This window comes from Nocardioides soli, from assembly GCF_014191495.1.
Taxonomy (GTDB): domain Bacteria; phylum Actinomycetota; class Actinomycetes; order Propionibacteriales; family Nocardioidaceae; genus Nocardioides; species Nocardioides soli.
Map to the genome: position 1 here is coordinate 60297 of NZ_JACHWR010000002.1, position 15666 is coordinate 75962.

The following is a 15666-nucleotide window of genomic DNA, read 5'->3' on the forward strand; positions in this document are numbered from 1 at the left end:
GTGATGCCCGTTGTCGCCTGGGTGACCGTGGTGCTGGCCGCGCTGATCATCGCCGCCGCCGCGCTCGGCCTGATCCGCGTGATCGGCCACCTGCTAGCCGTGACGAAGACCCTCGACGGGGTGATCGCCGGGGTCGGTGTCGTCGCGGACCGGACCGCGACCGTGCCGGCCTCGGTCGTCGCCGTGAACACCAGCCTGAAGCCGGTGCGCGACTTCTGCGAGGGGGTGTAGCGATGACGGCGATGGTGGAGACCGGTTGGGCGGTCGGCTACACGGTCGGCATCGTCGTCGTGCTGGTCGTCGTCGCGCTCGTCGTGCCGATCCTGCTGCTCGCGCACCGGATCGGTCGTCAGGCCGGCGCGATCGACGAGTCGCTGGGCGAGTCGGTGCGCAACACCGCGGGCCTGGCGGGGCTGCACACCACGATCGAGAGCGCCGAGATCATCGTCGCGGGACTCAACCGTGGCCGCACCAGGCTGGGAGGCTGAGATGACCCTCTACCTGACCGACACCCAGGAGAGCCTGTGGTGGGGCGCGGTGATCGGCGGCTTCGTCGTCGTGCTCGCCGTCGCCGCGCTGCTGACGATCCTGGTGCTCTCCGTGCGCACCATCGACCAGCGGGTCGGCTCCGTCAGGGACACGCTGCTGGAGGCCGAGCGCAACACCGACGACACCGCGCTGCTCGCGACGACGGCGGCCGGCGTCGACGCGGTGCTGGCCGAGGGCCTCGAGCACCACCTCTTCCTCGGCCGGGTCCTCGGAAAGGTGCGGACGTGACCCTCCTCGTGACGCTGACCGTCGTCGACATCCTGCTGCTGATCGCGGGACTCGCGTTCTACCTGTACGTCGTGGGCACCCAGCTCACCCGGATCGCCGGAAACCTCGGGGAGTGCGGCGAGATCGTGCGCCGCATCGTCGCCAACGCCGAGCCGATCCTGCCGGAGCTGCAGCACATCAACCGGACCGGCGGGGTCGTCGCCGGCGCGCTGCCGCTGCTCTACGGCATGGCCGAGGGGATCGTCGCCGGGGCGACGTACGAGCCCGCCCCGGCGGACGCCGCGCGACCGCCGGCAGTCCCCGCCTCGGGCCGCCGCCGCTCGCGGCTGCACGACTCCGTCGGCTACGAGCCGGTCGGTGGCTGACCATCGGGCACCCGCCCGATCCAGTGGTCCTGCCAGGTGCTGTCGTACTGACGGTCGTTGCACTGCGGCTTGTAGACCGCGACCAGCTCGTCGGTGACCTGCTGACGGTGTCCTGCCAGGCCACCCGGGATCTCGTACGTCGCGACGTGCACGGCGTACTTGCCGCCCGCGCGCCTGATCCAGCACGGCGCGGCCGAGTGGCGGAACGGAAACCCTTCCGTTGACAGGTCCTCGCTGTGTCCGGCGTAGATCACGGCGTAGCGCTCGCGGTCGGGATCGGGCCGGTAGAGGATGGCGTAGACGCCGGCCGTCGCCGGCGGGGTCCACCCGGCCAGCACCCGCGGACCGTCGAAGGGGTAGCCGGCGAGCGAGCCCAGCCGGATCATCCGAGCACCGCCAGCGTCCGCGCGAACCGCTCCAGGTCGTCGAGGTCGCGGGCCGGCAGCAGCCGGTCGACGTACGGCGTCGCAACGGTCATGCCCAGCGACGGCGGGCCGCCGGAGCCGGCGTGCGGCGAGAGCCAGACCACGCGGTGGCACCGACGCGCGAGCCGCCGCATCGCCGACTCGAGCAGCGCGGGGTCGCCGCGGTCGAGGCCGTCGGAGCAGATCACGACGATGCCGCCGCGGCCGATGCCCCGCCGTCCCCACTCGCGCACGAACGCGTCCAGCGATGCGCCGATGCGGGTGCCGCCCTCCCAGTCGACGACCGCGTCGGCCGCCCGCGCCAGCGCGTCGTCGGGCCGCCGGTGCTCGAGCTCGCGGGTGATCCGGGTCAGCCGGGTGCCGAAGCAGAACACCTCCACCCGCCGGGCCGCCCGCGAGGTGACGTGGGCGAACTGGAGCAGCGCCCGGGAGTAGTCGGCCATCGACCCCGACACGTCGAGCACCAGCACCAGCCGCCGCGGCCGCACCCGCCGCTCGCGCCAGCGCAGCGTGGCCGGGTCGCCGTGGGTGCGCAACGCCTCGCGGACGGTACGCCGCAGGTCGGGTCGGCGGCCGTCGACCGCCGGCGCCGTACGCCGCGACCGCCGCCGCGGCGGGGTCAGCCGCACGGTGCGCATGATCCGGCGCAGCGCGGCCAGCTCGTCGGGAGTGCAGTCGGCGAACGACTTCGCACGCAGCGTCGCGACGTCGGACCCGACCAGGCCCATCGGTGCCTCCTGCTGCTCGCGCTCCTCGCCCGACCGCTCCGGCTCGGGCAGCTGCAGGTCGGCCCAGGCCTCGGGGGCGTCGGGCCGGTTGAAGGGCCGCGCCTCGTCGGGCTCCCCGGGCACGCCGAGGAACCACTCCCGGAAGACGCGGTGGTAGACGGGCAGGTGCTCGCGGCGGCCGACCAGCGTGGTGCGCCCGGCCCAGTAGAGGTCGAGCAGGTCGGTCGGGTCGAGCGGCTCCATCGCGGCGCAGTAGGTCTGCACGTCGCCGGTGCCGACCGGCAGCCCGGCCGCGCGGAGCGCGCGCCCGAAGCCGACCAGGGTCTCGAGGAACGCGGTGCCGGTCGCGTCAGCCACGGGAGAGCTCGTGCACGTGGGCGCGGACCACGTCGAGGTCGTCGCGGTCCTTGACGACCGCGCCGATCGTGTCCTCGACGGTCTGTGGGTCGAGGTCGGCGGCGCCCACGGCGCCCAGGGTGCGCACCCAGTCGATGGTCTCGGCGACCCCGGGAGCCTTGGCCAGGTCGAGCTCGCGCAGCCGGGTGACCGCGGCCACCACCCTGCGGGCGAGGGTCTCGGACACGCCGGGCTCGCGCACCAGCACGATCTCGACCTCGCGGTCGAAGTCGGGGTAGTCGACCCAGTGGTAGAGGCAGCGCCGCTTCAGTGCGTCGTGCAGCTCGCGGGTCCGGTTGGAGGTGAGCACCACCAGCGGCGGGCGCTCGGCCCGGATCGTGCCGATCTCGGGGATCGTGATCTGGAACTCCGAGAGCAGCTCGAGCAGGAAGGCCTCGAACTCGTCGTCGGCCCGGTCGACCTCGTCGACCAGCAGCACCGCGCCGTCGCCGGTGCGCACGGCGTCGAGCAGCGGCCGCTCGAGCAGGAACTTCGGGCCGAACAGCGCGTCGACGGCGCCCTCGTCGGCGAGCGCGGCCTCCGACAGCGCCCGGATCTGCAGCAGCTGGCGGGCGTAGTCCCACTCGTAGAGGGCCTGGTTGGTGTCGATGCCCTCGTAGCACTGCAGCCGGATCAGCCGCCGACCGAGCACGGTCGCGAGCGTCTTGGCGATCTCGGTCTTGCCGACGCCGACCTCGCCCTCGAGCAGCAGCGGCCGGTCGAGGGTCAGGGCGACGTACGCCGCGGTGGAGAGCCCGCGGTCGGCCAGGTAGCCGCCCGCGCACAGGGTCTCGGTCAGCGCCGCGACGCTCGCCGGTCGCGTCATCCGCGCTGCGTCGTTCTCTGGGGAGTCATCTCGGGGGAGGGCCGAGCACGAGGTCGCGGATCGTGCCGCCGGTGCCGTCGTACTTGCCCTCGCGGAGCAGCAGGTCGCGCCACGCCTCCCGCAGGTCGGTGCCCGGCGGCGCCATGCCGTCGAAGGTGACGCCGCGCATCCGCTTGCAGACCTTGGCCGGGGTGGACTCGTCGAGCTCGCGGGCGGCCTCGGTGGCCTCGTCGGCGGACCAGAGGGCTCGCAGCACCTCGGTGGCTTCGTCGCTCATCGCTGCCTCCCCTCGTCGCGGCATCTCCACTGTAGGTCGGCGCGGCGGCGCGGGGGAGGGCTGCTTAAGGGAACGCTGAGGTGCTCTCCCGGACCACCAGCTCGGTGGGCAGCAGCGTGTCGGTGGCGGACGGCCCGCCCCGGATCACCGCCAGCAGCGAGGCCACGGCGATCTCGCCCTTGCGGGCCACGGCCTGGCGCACGGTCGACAGCGGCCCGGCCCGCGCGTAACGGTCCAATCGCTGGGTTCGAACCGCCCCGAGCGCATCCCGGTCCGTCATCCGGCTGATACCGACGCGGTCCGCGATCGACTGGGGTCGTCTTGGCCATGGGGCGCCCAGTGTCGCCGGGTGGCCAGTGCCGCTGGCCGATCGCGCGAGCGGCTACCGGCCGGTGATCCGGTCCTCGTGGGCGACCGGATCCGGCGGCGCCGGGTCGGTCCACTGGGGCCAGCAGAACAGGGCGTCGAGGGCGTAGAGAGCCGGAGTGGTCCGCACGTCGCGGCTCCCGGCGGACGCCGGGAGCCGGGCACGCCGTCGACGGCTCAGCCAGAACCTCACCGGACCATCCCGGCCGTGGTTCCGGCACTCGAGCCGGGCCCGAAGACCGCAGGTGTGAAGCCGAAGATGCCGTCCTGGGTCGTCTGCGGCGCCGGGTGGGCGCGCTTGCTGTGCGTCAGGCCCAGCAGCACCAGGCTCTCGGCGACCTTGTAGGCGACCGTGCCCGGGTTGAGGATCGGCACCTCCAGGCGCTCGCTGAGGTAGGCGTGGCTCTGGTGCATGGTGGTCGAGCCGAGCACCAGCACGTCGGCACCGTCCACGTCGACGGCCAGGCGGCAGGCCCGCTCCAGCGGCTCGAAGACGAAGTCCTCCTTGCCGCTCAGCAGTCGCTCGGCGTCCGGGCGGACCCCGATGTCTCGGATCGACGCGAGGCGGTCGCCCAGCCCCTGCTCCGCCGCGACCTTGGTGTAGAGCGACCGCCAGTTGGGCCACATCGAGATCACCGAGACCCGGCTCCCGAGCAGGCACGCCGCGAGCAGCGCGGCCTGGCCGGCCCCGACGACCGGGATCGTCAGCCGGGAGCGGAGCGCGCCGAGGCCCGAATCGCTCATCGAGTTGACGCAGACCGCGTCGTACCCCTCCTCCTCGGCGCGGCACCCGGCCTCCAGCACGAACGCGTCGCACAGGGTCTGCTCGTAGGGACTGTCGATGGCGTTCGCCGCGCCGGCCCGGGTCGCCACGAAGGTGAGGTCGAAGCCGGGGAACCGGACTCGCTCGGGGACCATCGTGCGGAAGCCGGTCAGCGCCTCGTCGGGCACGGGCACGGGGACGAGCTCCAGGATGCGTGGCATCGACTGCTCAGCTCACTCGGCCGGGGCGAGGTTGGCGTTGAAGCGGAAGAGGTTCGTCGGGTCGTACCTCCGCTTGAGCGCCACCAGGCGGTCCCAGGTCCGCCCGCCGACGCCGTCGCCGTACGCCGAGCGCGACCCGCCGGCCTCCTCCCCGCCCGCGTAGTTCACGTAGGCGCCTCCGGTCGCGTGCGGCTCGAGCGCGGCGTAGAGGTCGCGGACCCACTGCCGGACCTCGGGGTCCTGCGCCGGGTCGTCCCAGAGACCGATCAGGTTGAACGGCCAGTCGGCGGTGCGGTGCGGGAAGGCGGTCGCCTCGGCCGGCACCCGGGCCACGGCACCGCCCAGCCGCATCAGCTCGATCTGTGAGGCGTGGTGCGGCAGCCGGTGCATCGCCTCGATGAGCACGTCGAGCACCTCGTCGGGCAGGCCGGTCAGGAAGCCGGCCTTCGCGTAGTGGCGGCGCCCGTGGGCGAACACCTCGTCGAAGAGCGACTGCAGCTCGACGAACGGCATCACCCCGCCGGTGGAGGCGGAGACGAGGCCGTCGAGCAGCGCCAGCCGCGCCTCGATCTCCCGCCGGCCGTCGGCCGGGTCGCCGGCCCAGATCATCGGCATCATCAGGACCGGCTGCTCGCGCAGGTGCTCCGGCACCCACTCGAAGCCCTCGATCGCCGGTGCGCCCCGGAAGAAGTTGTTCCAGGTCAGCTCGTCGGGGGCGTCGACCATCTCGCGCCGCCAGATCTCCAGCGCCGCGCGGGCGTGCTGGAGCTCGACGATCGGTGCGCACACGTAGACCTCGCGGCCGAACGGGTGGCACCGCAGCCGGAACTCGGTCACGATCCCGAAGTTTCCGCTGCCGCCGCGCAGCGCCCAGAAGAGGTCCGGCTCGGTCTGCTCGTCGGCGTCGACGACGCGCCCGTCGGCGAGCACGACGGTGGCGCCGACCAGGCTGTCGATGCTCAGCCCGTGCTTGCGCATCAGGTGACCGAAGCCACCGCCGAGGATCAGCCCACCGGCGCCGGTGTGCGACACCGCTCCGGCCGGCACCACGAGCTCGTGCTCCGCCGTCGCCCGATCCAGATCGCCCAGCAGGGCGCCGCCGCCGAGCCGCGCCGTGCACGTGACCGGGTCGACGTCGGCATGGTCGATCCGGGACAGATCGATCACGACGCCGTCGTCGCACATGCTGTAGCCGGGGGCGCTGTGCCCGCCGCCCTTGACGGCGACCGGCTGCCCGGCCTCGGCCGCCCAGCGCACCGCTGCGGCGACGTCCTCGGTCGAAGCCGGCTGGACGATCAGGGCGGGGCGGCGGTCGATCATGCCGTTCCACAGGGTGCGGGCCTCGTCGTACTCCTGCGTGCCGGGGCGGACGAGGTGGTTGTCGGTGCCGTCGAGTGCCGAGGTGTCGAGCGTGCTGGTCATCGTGACTCCTTGCGGGCGAGGGGGTGGGGACCGCGTGCTCGGGCCGGGACGCGTGTCCGGCGGCCATGATCCTCAGCGTGCCGAAGGTCACGACGACGGTGTCCGGACCGACCGGACACCCGATGGGAACGGATCCTGTCCGGGAAGGCCGGACAACCCGGTCAGCCGGGGCGCCGACCCCCACCTAGCCTCCGCCGCATGTCCTCGGTCTTTCATCCGCCGATCGGCGATCGCACCTGGCGCAACCGCGCTCCGCATGGAGACCCGCCTGGAGCCGCGACACCGGCCCGCAGGTCCGACGGCCCGGCGTCGGCCCCGTCCCCGGTCTCTCGTCAGCGGCTGCGCGAGCGGCTCGCCGCCGTCTGGGACGCGATGGCCGACCAGGGTCTCGACTGCCTGATCGTCTCCGGTCGCGGGCTGATCTCGCAGTACGGCTATCTGGAGTACCTGATCGGCTTCTGCCCGGTGGTCCGGCTGGGGTACGCCGTGATCCTGCCCGGTCGGGAGCCCGTCGTCGTGATGTCGACGCGCTCGGACGCCTACTTCGCGAAGCAGATCAGCGGCTTCGAGGTGCGCGTCGCCGGTCAGGGCGACGTCATCAGCGACAAGGACTCCATGCCGGGGGTCATCGAGGGCATCCTCCGCGAGCAGCACGTCACCCGCGGCCGGCTCGGCGTCGTGGGTCTGGGGCACATCGTGGCCAGCGCCGACGCCGACGCGCTCCGGGCGATGTTCCCCGACCTGCAGGTCTCCGACGCGACCCGGCTACTGAACGCGATCAAGGCGATCAAGACCCGGGAGGAGTACGACGACGTGCGCGCGGCCGGTGCGGTCGCCGACGCGGGCATCCGGGCGTTCATGGAGCACGCGGCCGCCGGGGTCAGCGGCTGGGACCTGTACGGCGAGATGGAGCGCGCCGTGCGCCGCCTGGGCGCGCGCGAGGTCCTGGTCTTCGTCGGGACCGGCCCCTACTTCCTGCACCGCCCGCACGTCGACCCCTTGCGCGACGGCGACCTGGTCACGGTCTACCTGGAGTCGACCGCGGCCAACGGCTACTGGGTCGAGCGGGCCGGGCTCTTCACGGTGGGCCAGATCGGCGACCGCAAGCGGGAGTACGCCGAGACCTGCCTGCGCGCCCACCGCGCCGCCCAGGACGCGATGGTCGTCGGCAACACCGCGTCCGACGTGACGCTGGCGCTCGAGGCCGAGACGGCCGCGCTCGGGGCGCTGCCGGGCATCTGGCACGGGCACGGCGTCGGCGTCGACCACGACACCCCGGTCATCACCAGCGGCGACCAGACCCCGATCGAGGAGGGGATGGTCATCTCCGTCCACCCCAACTTGACCGACCCCGAGGAGACCGTCGGCGCCAGCGTCGCCGACACCTACATCGTCACCGCCCGCGGGGCCGAGGCGATCTCGCAGATCCCGCAGGCGCTGCGGCCCATCGGAAGGAGCTGAGATGACCTACACCGTCGGCATCGACGTGGGTGGCACGTTCACCGACCTGCTGCTGCTCGAGACGGAGGGCACGGCGAAGATCCCGCACAAGACCTCGACGACGCCGGCGAACCCGGCCGACGGGGTGATGACCGGGCTGCGCGACCTCGCCGAGATCGTGGGGAGGACACCCGAGGAGTTCTTCGGCGAGATCGACCTGATCGTCCACGGCACCACCGTGGCGACCAACGCCGTGCTCACCGGCAGCGGCGCCCGCACCGGGCTGGTCACGACCGAGGGGTTCCGCGACATCCTCGAGATGCGGCGGGGCATCCGCAGTCGCAAGCACCTCTACGACAACAAGTACGTCGCCCCGGCGCCCCTGGCCACCCGCGACCTGCGCGCGGTGGTGACCGAGCGCATCGACGTCGACGGCAAGGTCGTCACCGCGCTGGACGCCGCGTCCCTCGACGAGGCGATCGCCCGGCTGCGGGCCGCCGACGTGGAGGCGGTGGCGCTGTGCTTCATGCACTCCTACCGCAACGACGAGCACGAGGTGATCGCCAAGCAGGCGATCCGCGAGCAGCTGCCCGAGGTGTTCCTGTCTGTGTCGTCCGAGGTGCTGCCGCAGGTGCGGCTCTACCCCCGGGTCAGCACCACGGTGATGAACGCCTACCTGGGCCCGGTCGTCGAGCGGTACATGCGCAACCTGGTCACCCAGCTGAGCGAGGGCGCCTTCGCCGGGACGCTGATGATCATGCAGTCCAACGGCGGCATCGCGAAGCCCTCGTCGGTCGCCGAGCTGCCCGCCTCGATCGCGATGTCGGGCCCCGCGGCGGGCCCGGTCGCCGGCCTGGCCTACGTCGCCGCGCGCGGCCTCGACGACTGCACCGTCGTCGACATGGGCGGCACCAGCTTCGACGCCTCCCTGGTCAAGGACGGCGAGGTCCAGGTCACCCGCGAGGGCGAGATCAACCGCCACATGATCTCGCTGCCGACGACCCACGTGCACACGATCGGCGCCGGCGGCGGGTCGATCGGGTGGATTGACGACGGCGGCCTGCTGCGGATGGGCCCCCAGAGCGCCGGCGCCGACCCCGGCCCCGCGGCGTACGGCCGCGGCGGGACGTTGCCGACCACGACGGACGCCGACGTGGTCCTGGGCTACATCGACCCCGACTACTTCCTCGGCGGCCGGATGCGGCTGCGTGCCGACCTCGCCGAGGAGGCGATCCGCACCCACGTCGCCGAGCCGCTCGGGCTCTCCGTCGTCGAAGCCGCGGCCGGGATGTACGAGATGGTCAACCTGGCGATGGCGTCGGGCACCAAGAACGTCTCGGTCGAGGCGGGCTACGACCCGCGCGAGTTCCCGATGGTCGTGGCCGGCGGGGCCGGCCCGGTGCACAGCGGGATGATCGCCCACGAGCTCGACATCCCGTTCGTGTTCATCCCGAAGATGTCCTCGGTCATCTGCGCGGCCGGCATGCTGATGGCCGACCTGCGCCACGACTTCGTCCGCGGCTTCAACGCGATGCTCTCCACCCTCGACCTGGGGGTTGCCCGGACGCTGATCGACGAGATGGCCGCCGAGGGCGCCGCCCTGCTCGACGACGAGGGCTCCGACCCGGCGACCCGCGAGGTCGTCGTCTCCGCCGATCTGCGCTACGTCGGGCAGCACCACGAGATCATCCTGAGCTTTGGCGCCGAGGAGTTCCTGGGTGAGGGCGACGGCAAGGCGCGGGTCGCCGCGGCGTTCCACCGACGGCACGAGGAGCTGTTCGGCTTCGCGAACCCGGACGCCGACGTGGAGATCCTCAGCCTGCGGGTGACCGCGGTCGGCCGCCGGCCCGGCTTCGAGCTCGGTGGCGCCGGCGCGGGCGGGGCCGGCCTCGCCGAGGCGCTGAAGGGGCGCCGGCCGGTCTACCTGCGCACCGAGCGGGCGAAGGTCGAGGTGCCGATCTACGACGGCGACCGGCTGCCCGTCGACGTCGTCGTCGAGGGACCGTGCGTCGTCGAGGAGCCGCAGACCACGATCGTCGTCCCGGAGTTCTTCGACATCGTGCTGGACCGGTCCGGCAGCTACGTGATGTACCGGAAGGGCCGTTCGCTCGCCGACCTCGACCGCCTCGTCGCCGCAGAAGGGAGCCGGTGATCGCCATGACCGCCGACCTGAACCCGATCCTGACCTCCGTCATCGCCAGCCGGATCAAGGCCGTCGGTGAGCGCATGGGCACCGTCGTCGAGCGCAGCGCGCGCTCGCCGCTGCTGGTGGAGGGGCGCGACTTCTCCCTCGGCATCTACGACGTCGACGGGCGGCTGCTGGAGCAGACGGAGTACATCCCGATCCTGGGGTACGCCGCGGCGCCCGCGATGCAGTACATCGCCCGCAAGTTCAAGGGCAAGGTCGCCGAGGGCGACGCGATCCTCCACAACGACACCTACACCGGCGGCAACCAGGCCTCGGACTGGAAGGTCACCAAGCCCGTCTTCCACGACGGCGAGCACTTCGCCTGGGTGGTGATCTCCGCGCACCAGGCGGACGTCGGGGGCGCGGTGCCCGGCTCGTACAACCCGTACGCCCGGGACCTGTGGCAGGAGGCGCTGCGGCTCACGGCGGTCAAGGTCCACGAGGCCGGCGAGGTCCGCGAGGACGTCTGGGACCTGGTGTTCGGCAACGTGCGGCTCGACATCGTCGCCGAGGACGTCAAGGCGATGATCGGCGCCTGCACCGTCGGGGAGCGCGAGCTGAGGACCGTGGTCGACAAGTACGGCCTGGACACCTTCCGGCAGGTGACCGAGTCGATCCTCGACTCCACCGAGGCGATGGCCCGCCAGCTGATTCGCAGCATCCCCAACGGCTCCTACGAGGCCGAGTGGATCTGCCACGACGACGGCTTCGACCACGACGCCGAAATGCTGATCAAGGTCCGCATCCAGGTCGAGGACGAGCACCTGCACTTCGACTTCACCGGCACCGGGCCGCAGACACCCGGCTACGTGAACGCCCCGCTCGCGGTCACCCTGTCGTCGGTGATGATCACCTTCTTCATGCTCGCCGAGGCGGACATCCCGCACAACGACGCGATCATGCGCTGCATCGACGTCACGGTCCCCGAGGGGACGCTGCTCAACTGCGTCTACCCGGCCGCGTCCGGCTTCGGCAACCACCTCTCCGACCAGATCTGCGCCGTGATCATGCTGGCGCTCGGGGAAGCCCTGCCCAGCCGGGTGACCGCCGGGTGGAACCCGCTCTACGGCGCGGTGATCAACGGCTGGAACGACCGGCTCCAGCGTCCCTTCGTCGACATCCTGATGAACGGCCTCAAGGGCGGTGGCGGCGGCACCGAGGGCGCCGACGGCTACGACCACATCGGCCTGATCGCCTCGGGCGGCGCCCTGGGCGCCCAGGATCCGGAGATGTTCGAGCACAACAACCCGGTCTTCCTGGAGCGGTTCGAGTACACCCGCGACTCCGGCGGCGCCGGCCAGTGGCGCGGCGGCCTCGGGGTCGAGACGGTCATCAGGTTCACCAACGACGGCGTCCAGGCCTCGATCTTCGGCGACGGGGACACCCCCGAGACCGCTGCCCCGGGGCTGAACGGCGGCCGCAGCGGCTCGCCCAACCGGATCGAGATCGCCTACCCCGACGGGACGACGAAGGTCGCCGACCTCAAGGACCTGGTGTCGGACCTGCCCGCGGGCACCGTCTACCGGCAGCTCGCCGGCGGCGGCGGAGGGTACGGCGACCCCCTGGCCCGGCCCGCGGAGCTGGTGGCCCGCGAGGTCCGCTACGGCTACGTCTCGGTCGGGTCCGCCCGCGACCACTACGGCGTCGTGGTCGACCCGGAGTCGCTCGAGCTCGATCCGGCCGCGACGGCCGCCTGCCGCTCCGGCGTACCGGCCGGCGCGGGGTCGTCCGGCTGAGCCGGACAGCGTGATCGCCGCATCCGGGCGGCAGACCTAGTTTCACCGGCAACGGACGGTCGTCCCGTCCACCTGAGATGCCATGCCAGAAAGGAACAACGACATGAGCAAGGCAGCTGCATTCATCGAGGCGGAGGGGATGGTCGCCGTCTTCGACGCCGTCGACGCGATGGTGAAGGCCACCGACGTCACGGTCGAGGGGACCATGCGTCTCGGCGGCGGGATCGTGGCCGTCGCCCTCAGCGGCGACCTCGCCACCGTGGAGGAGGCGACCGAGATCGGCGTCGCCACGGCCCGCTCCCTGACCCGCGGCAAGGTGGCCTCGGTCATCTTCGCCAGCCCCAGCGTCCCCGTTGCGGCGATCGCCGCCAACACCGCCGTCATCGACGGCTGAGGAGTGCACAGACATGGCTAAGGACAACGCAATCGGCCTGATCGAGACCCGGGGCATCGTGGCCCTGGTCGCCGGTATCGAGGCGATGATGAAGACCTCCGAGGTGCAGACGGTCAACGTCGAGCGGATCGGGTCGGGCTACTTCTCGGCCGCCGTGCAGGGCGATATCGCCGCGGTGCGGCAGGCCCTGGACTCCGGGTCCGCGGCGGTCAAGCAGTACGGCGAGCTCCGCTCGGCGCAGCTCTACCCGCGGCCTGCGGAGGAGTCGGTGGCCCTGCTCGACAACGGCACGCGCGACCTCCTCGGTGGCGGTACGCCGAAGAAGGGCTGAGCCGATGATGCTCGCCAGGGTCACCGGCCGGGTGTGGCACGAGCGTGCGGTCGGCAACCTCGACCAGCGCCGCCTCGTCACCCTCCAGCCGGTGGGTGAGACCACGACGTACGTCGCGGTCGACCTCATCGACGTCTCGGCGCCCGACCTGGTCGTCGTCGCCCAGGACGAGGCCGCCCAGGCGGCCGTCGGCGGCGACGCGGCCGGCATCGACCTGGCGGTCGTCGGACTGGTCGCCGGGGCGGACGCCGTCGAGGTCTGACCCGCGCAGCCGCGGGTCGGTCAGGAGGGCCGGCGGGGTACGCCGGCCAGGAACAGGAGAAGAGCCAGTGCAGGAGTTGCGCAACTTCGTCGACGGGCAGTTCGTCGACGGGTCCGCCGAGTTCGACAAGGTGGGACCCGTGGACGGCAGCGTGGTCGCGCGGGTGCACGAGGCCGGGGCGATGGTGGTGGACCGCGCCGTGCGGTCCGCCCAGCGGGCCCTCGAGGGACCGTGGGCGTCGCTCTCGGTCAACGACCGGGCGCAGCTGCTGCGCCGGCTGGCCGACCGCATCGACGAGCGGGCCGAGGACCTCCTCGCTGCGGAGATCGGCGACACCGGCAAGCCGGAGGCCCTGGCGCGGCGCCTCGACGTCGCGCGCGCGGCGCAGAACTTCCGCGCCTTCGCCGACGTCGTCGCCGCGGCCGGACTCGACTCCTTCCTGACCGAGACCGCCGACGGGCAGCGGGCGCTCAACTACGCGCTGCGCCGCCCGATCGGCGTGGTCGCGGTGATCGTGCCGTGGAACCTGCCGCTGCTGCTGCTCACCTGGAAGGTGGCGCCGGCGCTGGCCTGCGGCAACGCGGTGGTGGTCAAGCCGTCGGAGGAGACGCCCTCCTCGGCGACCGTGCTCGCCGAGATCATCGCGGAGGTCGGCATCCCGGACGGCGTGTTCAACCTCGTGCACGGCTTCGGCCCCGGGTCGACCGGCGAGCTGCTGACCACGCACCCGGGCATCGACGCCGTGACCTTCACCGGCGAGTCCCGCACCGGCGCCGCCATCATGCGCGCAGTGGCACCCCGGGTCCGGCCGGTCTCCTTCGAGCTGGGCGGCAAGAACGCCGCGGTCGTCTTCGACGACGCCGACCTCGACCGGACCGTCGCCGGCCTCGCGCGGTCGGTCTTCACCAACACCGGACAGGTCTGCCTGTGCACCGAGCGCGTCTACGTGCAGCGCGGGATCTACGACGAGGTGGTCGCCGGCCTGGTGGAGCGCGCCGAGCAGCTGCGGCTGGGCGACCCGCGTGACCCCGCGACCACGACCGGCCCGCTGATCTCCCACGCCCACCGGGAGAAGGTGCTCTCCTACCTCGCGATGGCTGAGGACCAGGGGGCGAAGGTCGCCGTCGGCGGCGGCATCCCGGCGATGGGCGCGGGCCTCGAGGGCGGCTCCTGGATCCAGCCCACGCTGTGGACCGGCGTCGACAACTCGATGCCGGTGATGCGTGAGGAGATCTTCGGCCCGGTCGCGGGTCTGGTGCCCTTCGACACCGAGGCCGAGGCGATCCGCCTCGCCAACGACACCGACTACGGCCTCGCCGCCGCGGTCTGGACGCAGGACATCGACCGCGGGCACCGGGTTGCGGCGAGCATGAAGGTCGGGATGTCCTGGGTCAACACCTGGTACCTGCGCGACCTGCGGTCGCCCTTCGGCGGCAGTGCCCTGTCGGGGATCGGCCGCGAGGGCGGGCATCATTCGCTGGACTTCTACACCTCACCCACCAACGTGTGCGTCGCCCTGGTGGACGCCGACGAGGAGCTGACCTGATGGAGGCGCACCCGGACGCCGAGGCGGCCGGCCGGCTCACGGCCCTGCTGCACGGCGCGGCCGAGCGGGCGGAGGCCGTGCGGCAGCCGGACCACGAGCTCTCCGAGGACCTGGCGTACGCCGTGCAGCGCGGTCTGCTGGACAGCTCGCTCGCCGCCGGCGACACCCAGGCGGGCGTCAAGCTCGGCTTCACCAGCCGGGCCAAGATGGAGCAGATGGGGATCGACTCGGTGATCGCCGGGTTCCTGCTGGCCTCCAGCCGGGTCCCCGACGGCGGCGAGCTGGACCGCGGCCGGCTGATCCACCCGCGCGTCGAGCCCGAGATCGCCTTCCGGATCGGCCGCGACATCGGCCGCGACGAGTCGCCCGACGCCGTCGTGGCCGCCGTCGACGCCGTGGCACCCGCGCTTGAGGTGATCGACTCCCGCTACCGCGATTTCCGGTTCCGGCTCGGCGACGTCATCGCCGACAACACCTCGGCCGCCCGGTGGGTGGTCGGCCCCTGGCAGGAGGTTCCGCCCGAGCTGGACGCCCGCGCGGTGTCCCTGAGCTTCGACGACGACGAGGTGGCCGCCGGCAGCACTGCCGCGATCCTCGGCGATCCGTGGGAGGCGCTGCGCCAGCTGCGCGGGCTGACCGCCGACCACCTCGCGCTGCGCGCGGGCTACGTCGTGCTCGCCGGCGCCGCGACCGAGGCGGTCGCCCTGCCCGCGAGCGGACGGGTCCGGGTGCGCGTCGCCGGGCTCGGGGAGGCCTCCCTGGTCGTCGGGTGCCGGCCGTGAGCGGCGTGGTCCCGCACCTCGCGGTACCGCGCGGCGCCTTCCCCCACGTCAAGGTGGTCGGCGACATGGTCTTCGTCTCCGGCACCAGCAGCCGGGCGCCCGACAACACCATCGTCGGCGCCGAGGTCGACGAGCTCGGCACCACGCGCCTGGACATCCGGGTGCAGACGCGGGAGGTGCTCGCCACCATGGGCCGCATCCTGCAGACGGTCGGGTGCACCCTCGACGACCTGGTCCAGGTCACCACCTACCTGGTCAGCATGAACGACTTCGGCGGCTACAACGAGGTCTACGCCGAGCACTTCGACACCACCGGCCCCACCCGCACCACCGTGGCCGTCCACCAGCTGCCGCATCCGCATCTGCTGCTGGAGATCCAGGGGATCGCGCACCGGCCGCAGCCGTGACCTGCGCTGGTGTC

The 15666-nt window shown here is 72.5% G+C and carries 21 protein-coding genes; 13 read left to right on the forward strand and 8 right to left on the reverse strand.

Translation table 11 applies throughout. The features are described 5' to 3' along the window. The first annotated feature begins 3 nt into the window (after positions 1 to 3). The 4 genes from FHU40_RS10770 to FHU40_RS10785 are packed head-to-tail and all read left to right on the forward strand — an operon-like array spanning position 4 to position 1142. The gene (locus tag FHU40_RS10770; protein ID WP_183592348.1) at positions 4 to 231 is read left to right on the forward strand and encodes a hypothetical protein; all 228 of its coding nucleotides are present in this window, start codon (positions 4 to 6) and stop codon (positions 229 to 231) included. A gap of 2 nt (positions 232 to 233) precedes the next feature. Continuing rightward, on the forward strand, positions 234 to 488 hold the full coding sequence (locus FHU40_RS10775; protein WP_183592349.1) for a hypothetical protein: 255 nt from the start codon (positions 234 to 236) through the stop codon (positions 486 to 488). 1 nt (position 489) lies between these two features. Beyond that, the gene (locus FHU40_RS10780; RefSeq protein ID WP_183592350.1) at positions 490 to 777 is read left to right on the forward strand and encodes a hypothetical protein; all 288 of its coding nucleotides are present in this window, start codon (positions 490 to 492) and stop codon (positions 775 to 777) included. Continuing rightward, complete coding sequence (locus tag FHU40_RS10785) at positions 774 to 1142, forward strand: hypothetical protein (protein ID WP_183592351.1); 369 nt, start codon at positions 774 to 776, stop codon at positions 1140 to 1142. Before FHU40_RS10780 ends, FHU40_RS10785 begins: the two co-directional genes overlap by 4 nt. Here the strand turns inward: FHU40_RS10785 and FHU40_RS10790 are convergent. The 8 genes from FHU40_RS10790 to FHU40_RS10825 all read right to left on the reverse strand — a co-directional run bounded on the left by FHU40_RS10790 (position 1121) and on the right by FHU40_RS10825 (position 6566). Continuing rightward, entirely contained in the window at positions 1121 to 1528 is a 408-nt protein-coding gene (locus tag FHU40_RS10790) for a hypothetical protein (RefSeq protein ID WP_183592352.1), read from the reverse strand. The genes FHU40_RS10785 and FHU40_RS10790 overlap by 22 nt on opposite strands. Continuing rightward, positions 1525 to 2652: a VWA domain-containing protein gene (locus tag FHU40_RS10795; protein ID WP_183592353.1), complete on the reverse strand. Its 1128-nt coding sequence runs from the start codon at positions 2650 to 2652 to the stop codon at positions 1525 to 1527. The genes FHU40_RS10790 and FHU40_RS10795 overlap by 4 nt, the downstream gene beginning before the upstream one ends. Beyond that, positions 2645 to 3517 (reverse strand): AAA family ATPase, encoded by an 873-nt coding sequence (locus FHU40_RS10800; RefSeq protein ID WP_183592354.1) that lies wholly within the window; start codon positions 3515 to 3517, stop codon positions 2645 to 2647. The genes FHU40_RS10795 and FHU40_RS10800 overlap by 8 nt, the downstream gene beginning before the upstream one ends. 25 nt (positions 3518 to 3542) lie before the next feature. Beyond that, positions 3543 to 3794 (reverse strand): hypothetical protein, encoded by a 252-nt coding sequence (locus tag FHU40_RS10805; protein ID WP_183592355.1) that lies wholly within the window; start codon positions 3792 to 3794, stop codon positions 3543 to 3545. Positions 3795 to 3858: 64 nt separating this feature from the next. Next, entirely contained in the window at positions 3859 to 4032 is a 174-nt protein-coding gene (locus FHU40_RS10810; RefSeq protein ID WP_183592356.1) for a substrate-binding domain-containing protein, read from the reverse strand. Positions 4033 to 4176: 144 nt separating this feature from the next. Beyond that, entirely contained in the window at positions 4177 to 4353 is a 177-nt protein-coding gene (locus FHU40_RS10815; protein ID WP_183592357.1) for a hypothetical protein, read from the reverse strand. After that, entirely contained in the window at positions 4350 to 5144 is a 795-nt protein-coding gene (locus FHU40_RS10820) for an aspartate/glutamate racemase family protein (RefSeq protein WP_221199808.1), read from the reverse strand. Before FHU40_RS10820 ends, FHU40_RS10815 begins: the two co-directional genes overlap by 4 nt. 12 nt (positions 5145 to 5156) lie before the next feature. Then, positions 5157 to 6566: an FAD-binding oxidoreductase gene (locus tag FHU40_RS10825; protein ID WP_183592358.1), complete on the reverse strand. Its 1410-nt coding sequence runs from the start codon at positions 6564 to 6566 to the stop codon at positions 5157 to 5159. Positions 6567 to 6764: 198 nt separating this feature from the next. On the opposite strand from FHU40_RS10825, the gene FHU40_RS10830 reads away from it, so the two are divergent. The 9 genes from FHU40_RS10830 (at position 6765) to FHU40_RS10870 (ending at position 15652) form a co-directional block, all read left to right on the forward strand. Continuing rightward, complete coding sequence (locus FHU40_RS10830) at positions 6765 to 8027, forward strand: M24 family metallopeptidase (RefSeq protein WP_183592359.1); 1263 nt, start codon at positions 6765 to 6767, stop codon at positions 8025 to 8027. A 1-nt stretch (position 8028) separates the two neighbouring features. After that, complete coding sequence (locus tag FHU40_RS10835) at positions 8029 to 10158, forward strand: hydantoinase/oxoprolinase family protein (protein ID WP_183592360.1); 2130 nt, start codon at positions 8029 to 8031, stop codon at positions 10156 to 10158. A 5-nt stretch (positions 10159 to 10163) separates the two neighbouring features. Beyond that, entirely contained in the window at positions 10164 to 11930 is a 1767-nt protein-coding gene (locus tag FHU40_RS10840; protein ID WP_183593747.1) for a hydantoinase B/oxoprolinase family protein, read from the forward strand. Between the two features lie 103 nt (positions 11931 to 12033). Continuing rightward, positions 12034 to 12324: a BMC domain-containing protein gene (locus FHU40_RS10845; RefSeq protein WP_183592361.1), complete on the forward strand. Its 291-nt coding sequence runs from the start codon at positions 12034 to 12036 to the stop codon at positions 12322 to 12324. A 13-nt stretch (positions 12325 to 12337) separates the two neighbouring features. Further along, positions 12338 to 12655, forward strand: a complete 318-nt coding sequence (locus FHU40_RS10850; protein WP_183592362.1) for a BMC domain-containing protein — start codon at positions 12338 to 12340, stop codon at positions 12653 to 12655. A gap of 4 nt (positions 12656 to 12659) precedes the next feature. After that, positions 12660 to 12917 (forward strand): EutN/CcmL family microcompartment protein, encoded by a 258-nt coding sequence (locus FHU40_RS10855; RefSeq protein WP_183592363.1) that lies wholly within the window; start codon positions 12660 to 12662, stop codon positions 12915 to 12917. 67 nt (positions 12918 to 12984) lie between these two features. After that, entirely contained in the window at positions 12985 to 14463 is a 1479-nt protein-coding gene (locus tag FHU40_RS10860; protein WP_183592364.1) for a 2-hydroxymuconic semialdehyde dehydrogenase, read from the forward strand. Then, positions 14463 to 15245: a 2-keto-4-pentenoate hydratase gene (locus tag FHU40_RS10865; protein ID WP_183592365.1), complete on the forward strand. Its 783-nt coding sequence runs from the start codon at positions 14463 to 14465 to the stop codon at positions 15243 to 15245. The genes FHU40_RS10860 and FHU40_RS10865 overlap by 1 nt, the downstream gene beginning before the upstream one ends. Further along, a complete protein-coding gene (locus FHU40_RS10870; protein ID WP_183592366.1) occupies positions 15242 to 15652 on the forward strand; it encodes a Rid family hydrolase in 411 nt (136 codons plus the stop codon). Before FHU40_RS10865 ends, FHU40_RS10870 begins: the two co-directional genes overlap by 4 nt. Positions 15653 to 15666 lie beyond the last annotated feature (14 nt).

Coding starts and splice junctions, on each gene's coding strand:
- FHU40_RS10770 (WP_183592348.1), top strand. CDS start 4: ATGCCCGTTGTCGCCTGGGTGACCGTGGTGCTGGCCGCGCTGATCATC.
- FHU40_RS10775 (WP_183592349.1), top strand. CDS start 234: ATGACGGCGATGGTGGAGACCGGTTGGGCGGTCGGCTACACGGTCGGC.
- FHU40_RS10780 (WP_183592350.1), top strand. CDS start 490: ATGACCCTCTACCTGACCGACACCCAGGAGAGCCTGTGGTGGGGCGCG.
- FHU40_RS10790 (WP_183592352.1), bottom strand. CDS start 1,528: ATGATCCGGCTGGGCTCGCTCGCCGGCTACCCCTTCGACGGTCCGCGG.
- FHU40_RS10800 (WP_183592354.1), bottom strand. CDS start 3,517: ATGACGCGACCGGCGAGCGTCGCGGCGCTGACCGAGACCCTGTGCGCG.
- FHU40_RS10805 (WP_183592355.1), bottom strand. CDS start 3,794: ATGAGCGACGAAGCCACCGAGGTGCTGCGAGCCCTCTGGTCCGCCGAC.
- FHU40_RS10820 (WP_221199808.1), bottom strand. CDS start 5,144: ATGCCACGCATCCTGGAGCTCGTCCCCGTGCCCGTGCCCGACGAGGCG.
- FHU40_RS10825 (WP_183592358.1), bottom strand. CDS start 6,566: ATGACCAGCACGCTCGACACCTCGGCACTCGACGGCACCGACAACCAC.
- FHU40_RS10830 (WP_183592359.1), top strand. CDS start 6,765: ATGTCCTCGGTCTTTCATCCGCCGATCGGCGATCGCACCTGGCGCAAC.
- FHU40_RS10835 (WP_183592360.1), top strand. CDS start 8,029: ATGACCTACACCGTCGGCATCGACGTGGGTGGCACGTTCACCGACCTG.
- FHU40_RS10840 (WP_183593747.1), top strand. CDS start 10,164: ATGACCGCCGACCTGAACCCGATCCTGACCTCCGTCATCGCCAGCCGG.
- FHU40_RS10845 (WP_183592361.1), top strand. CDS start 12,034: ATGAGCAAGGCAGCTGCATTCATCGAGGCGGAGGGGATGGTCGCCGTC.
- FHU40_RS10850 (WP_183592362.1), top strand. CDS start 12,338: ATGGCTAAGGACAACGCAATCGGCCTGATCGAGACCCGGGGCATCGTG.
- FHU40_RS10855 (WP_183592363.1), top strand. CDS start 12,660: ATGATGCTCGCCAGGGTCACCGGCCGGGTGTGGCACGAGCGTGCGGTC.
- FHU40_RS10865 (WP_183592365.1), top strand. CDS start 14,463: ATGGAGGCGCACCCGGACGCCGAGGCGGCCGGCCGGCTCACGGCCCTG.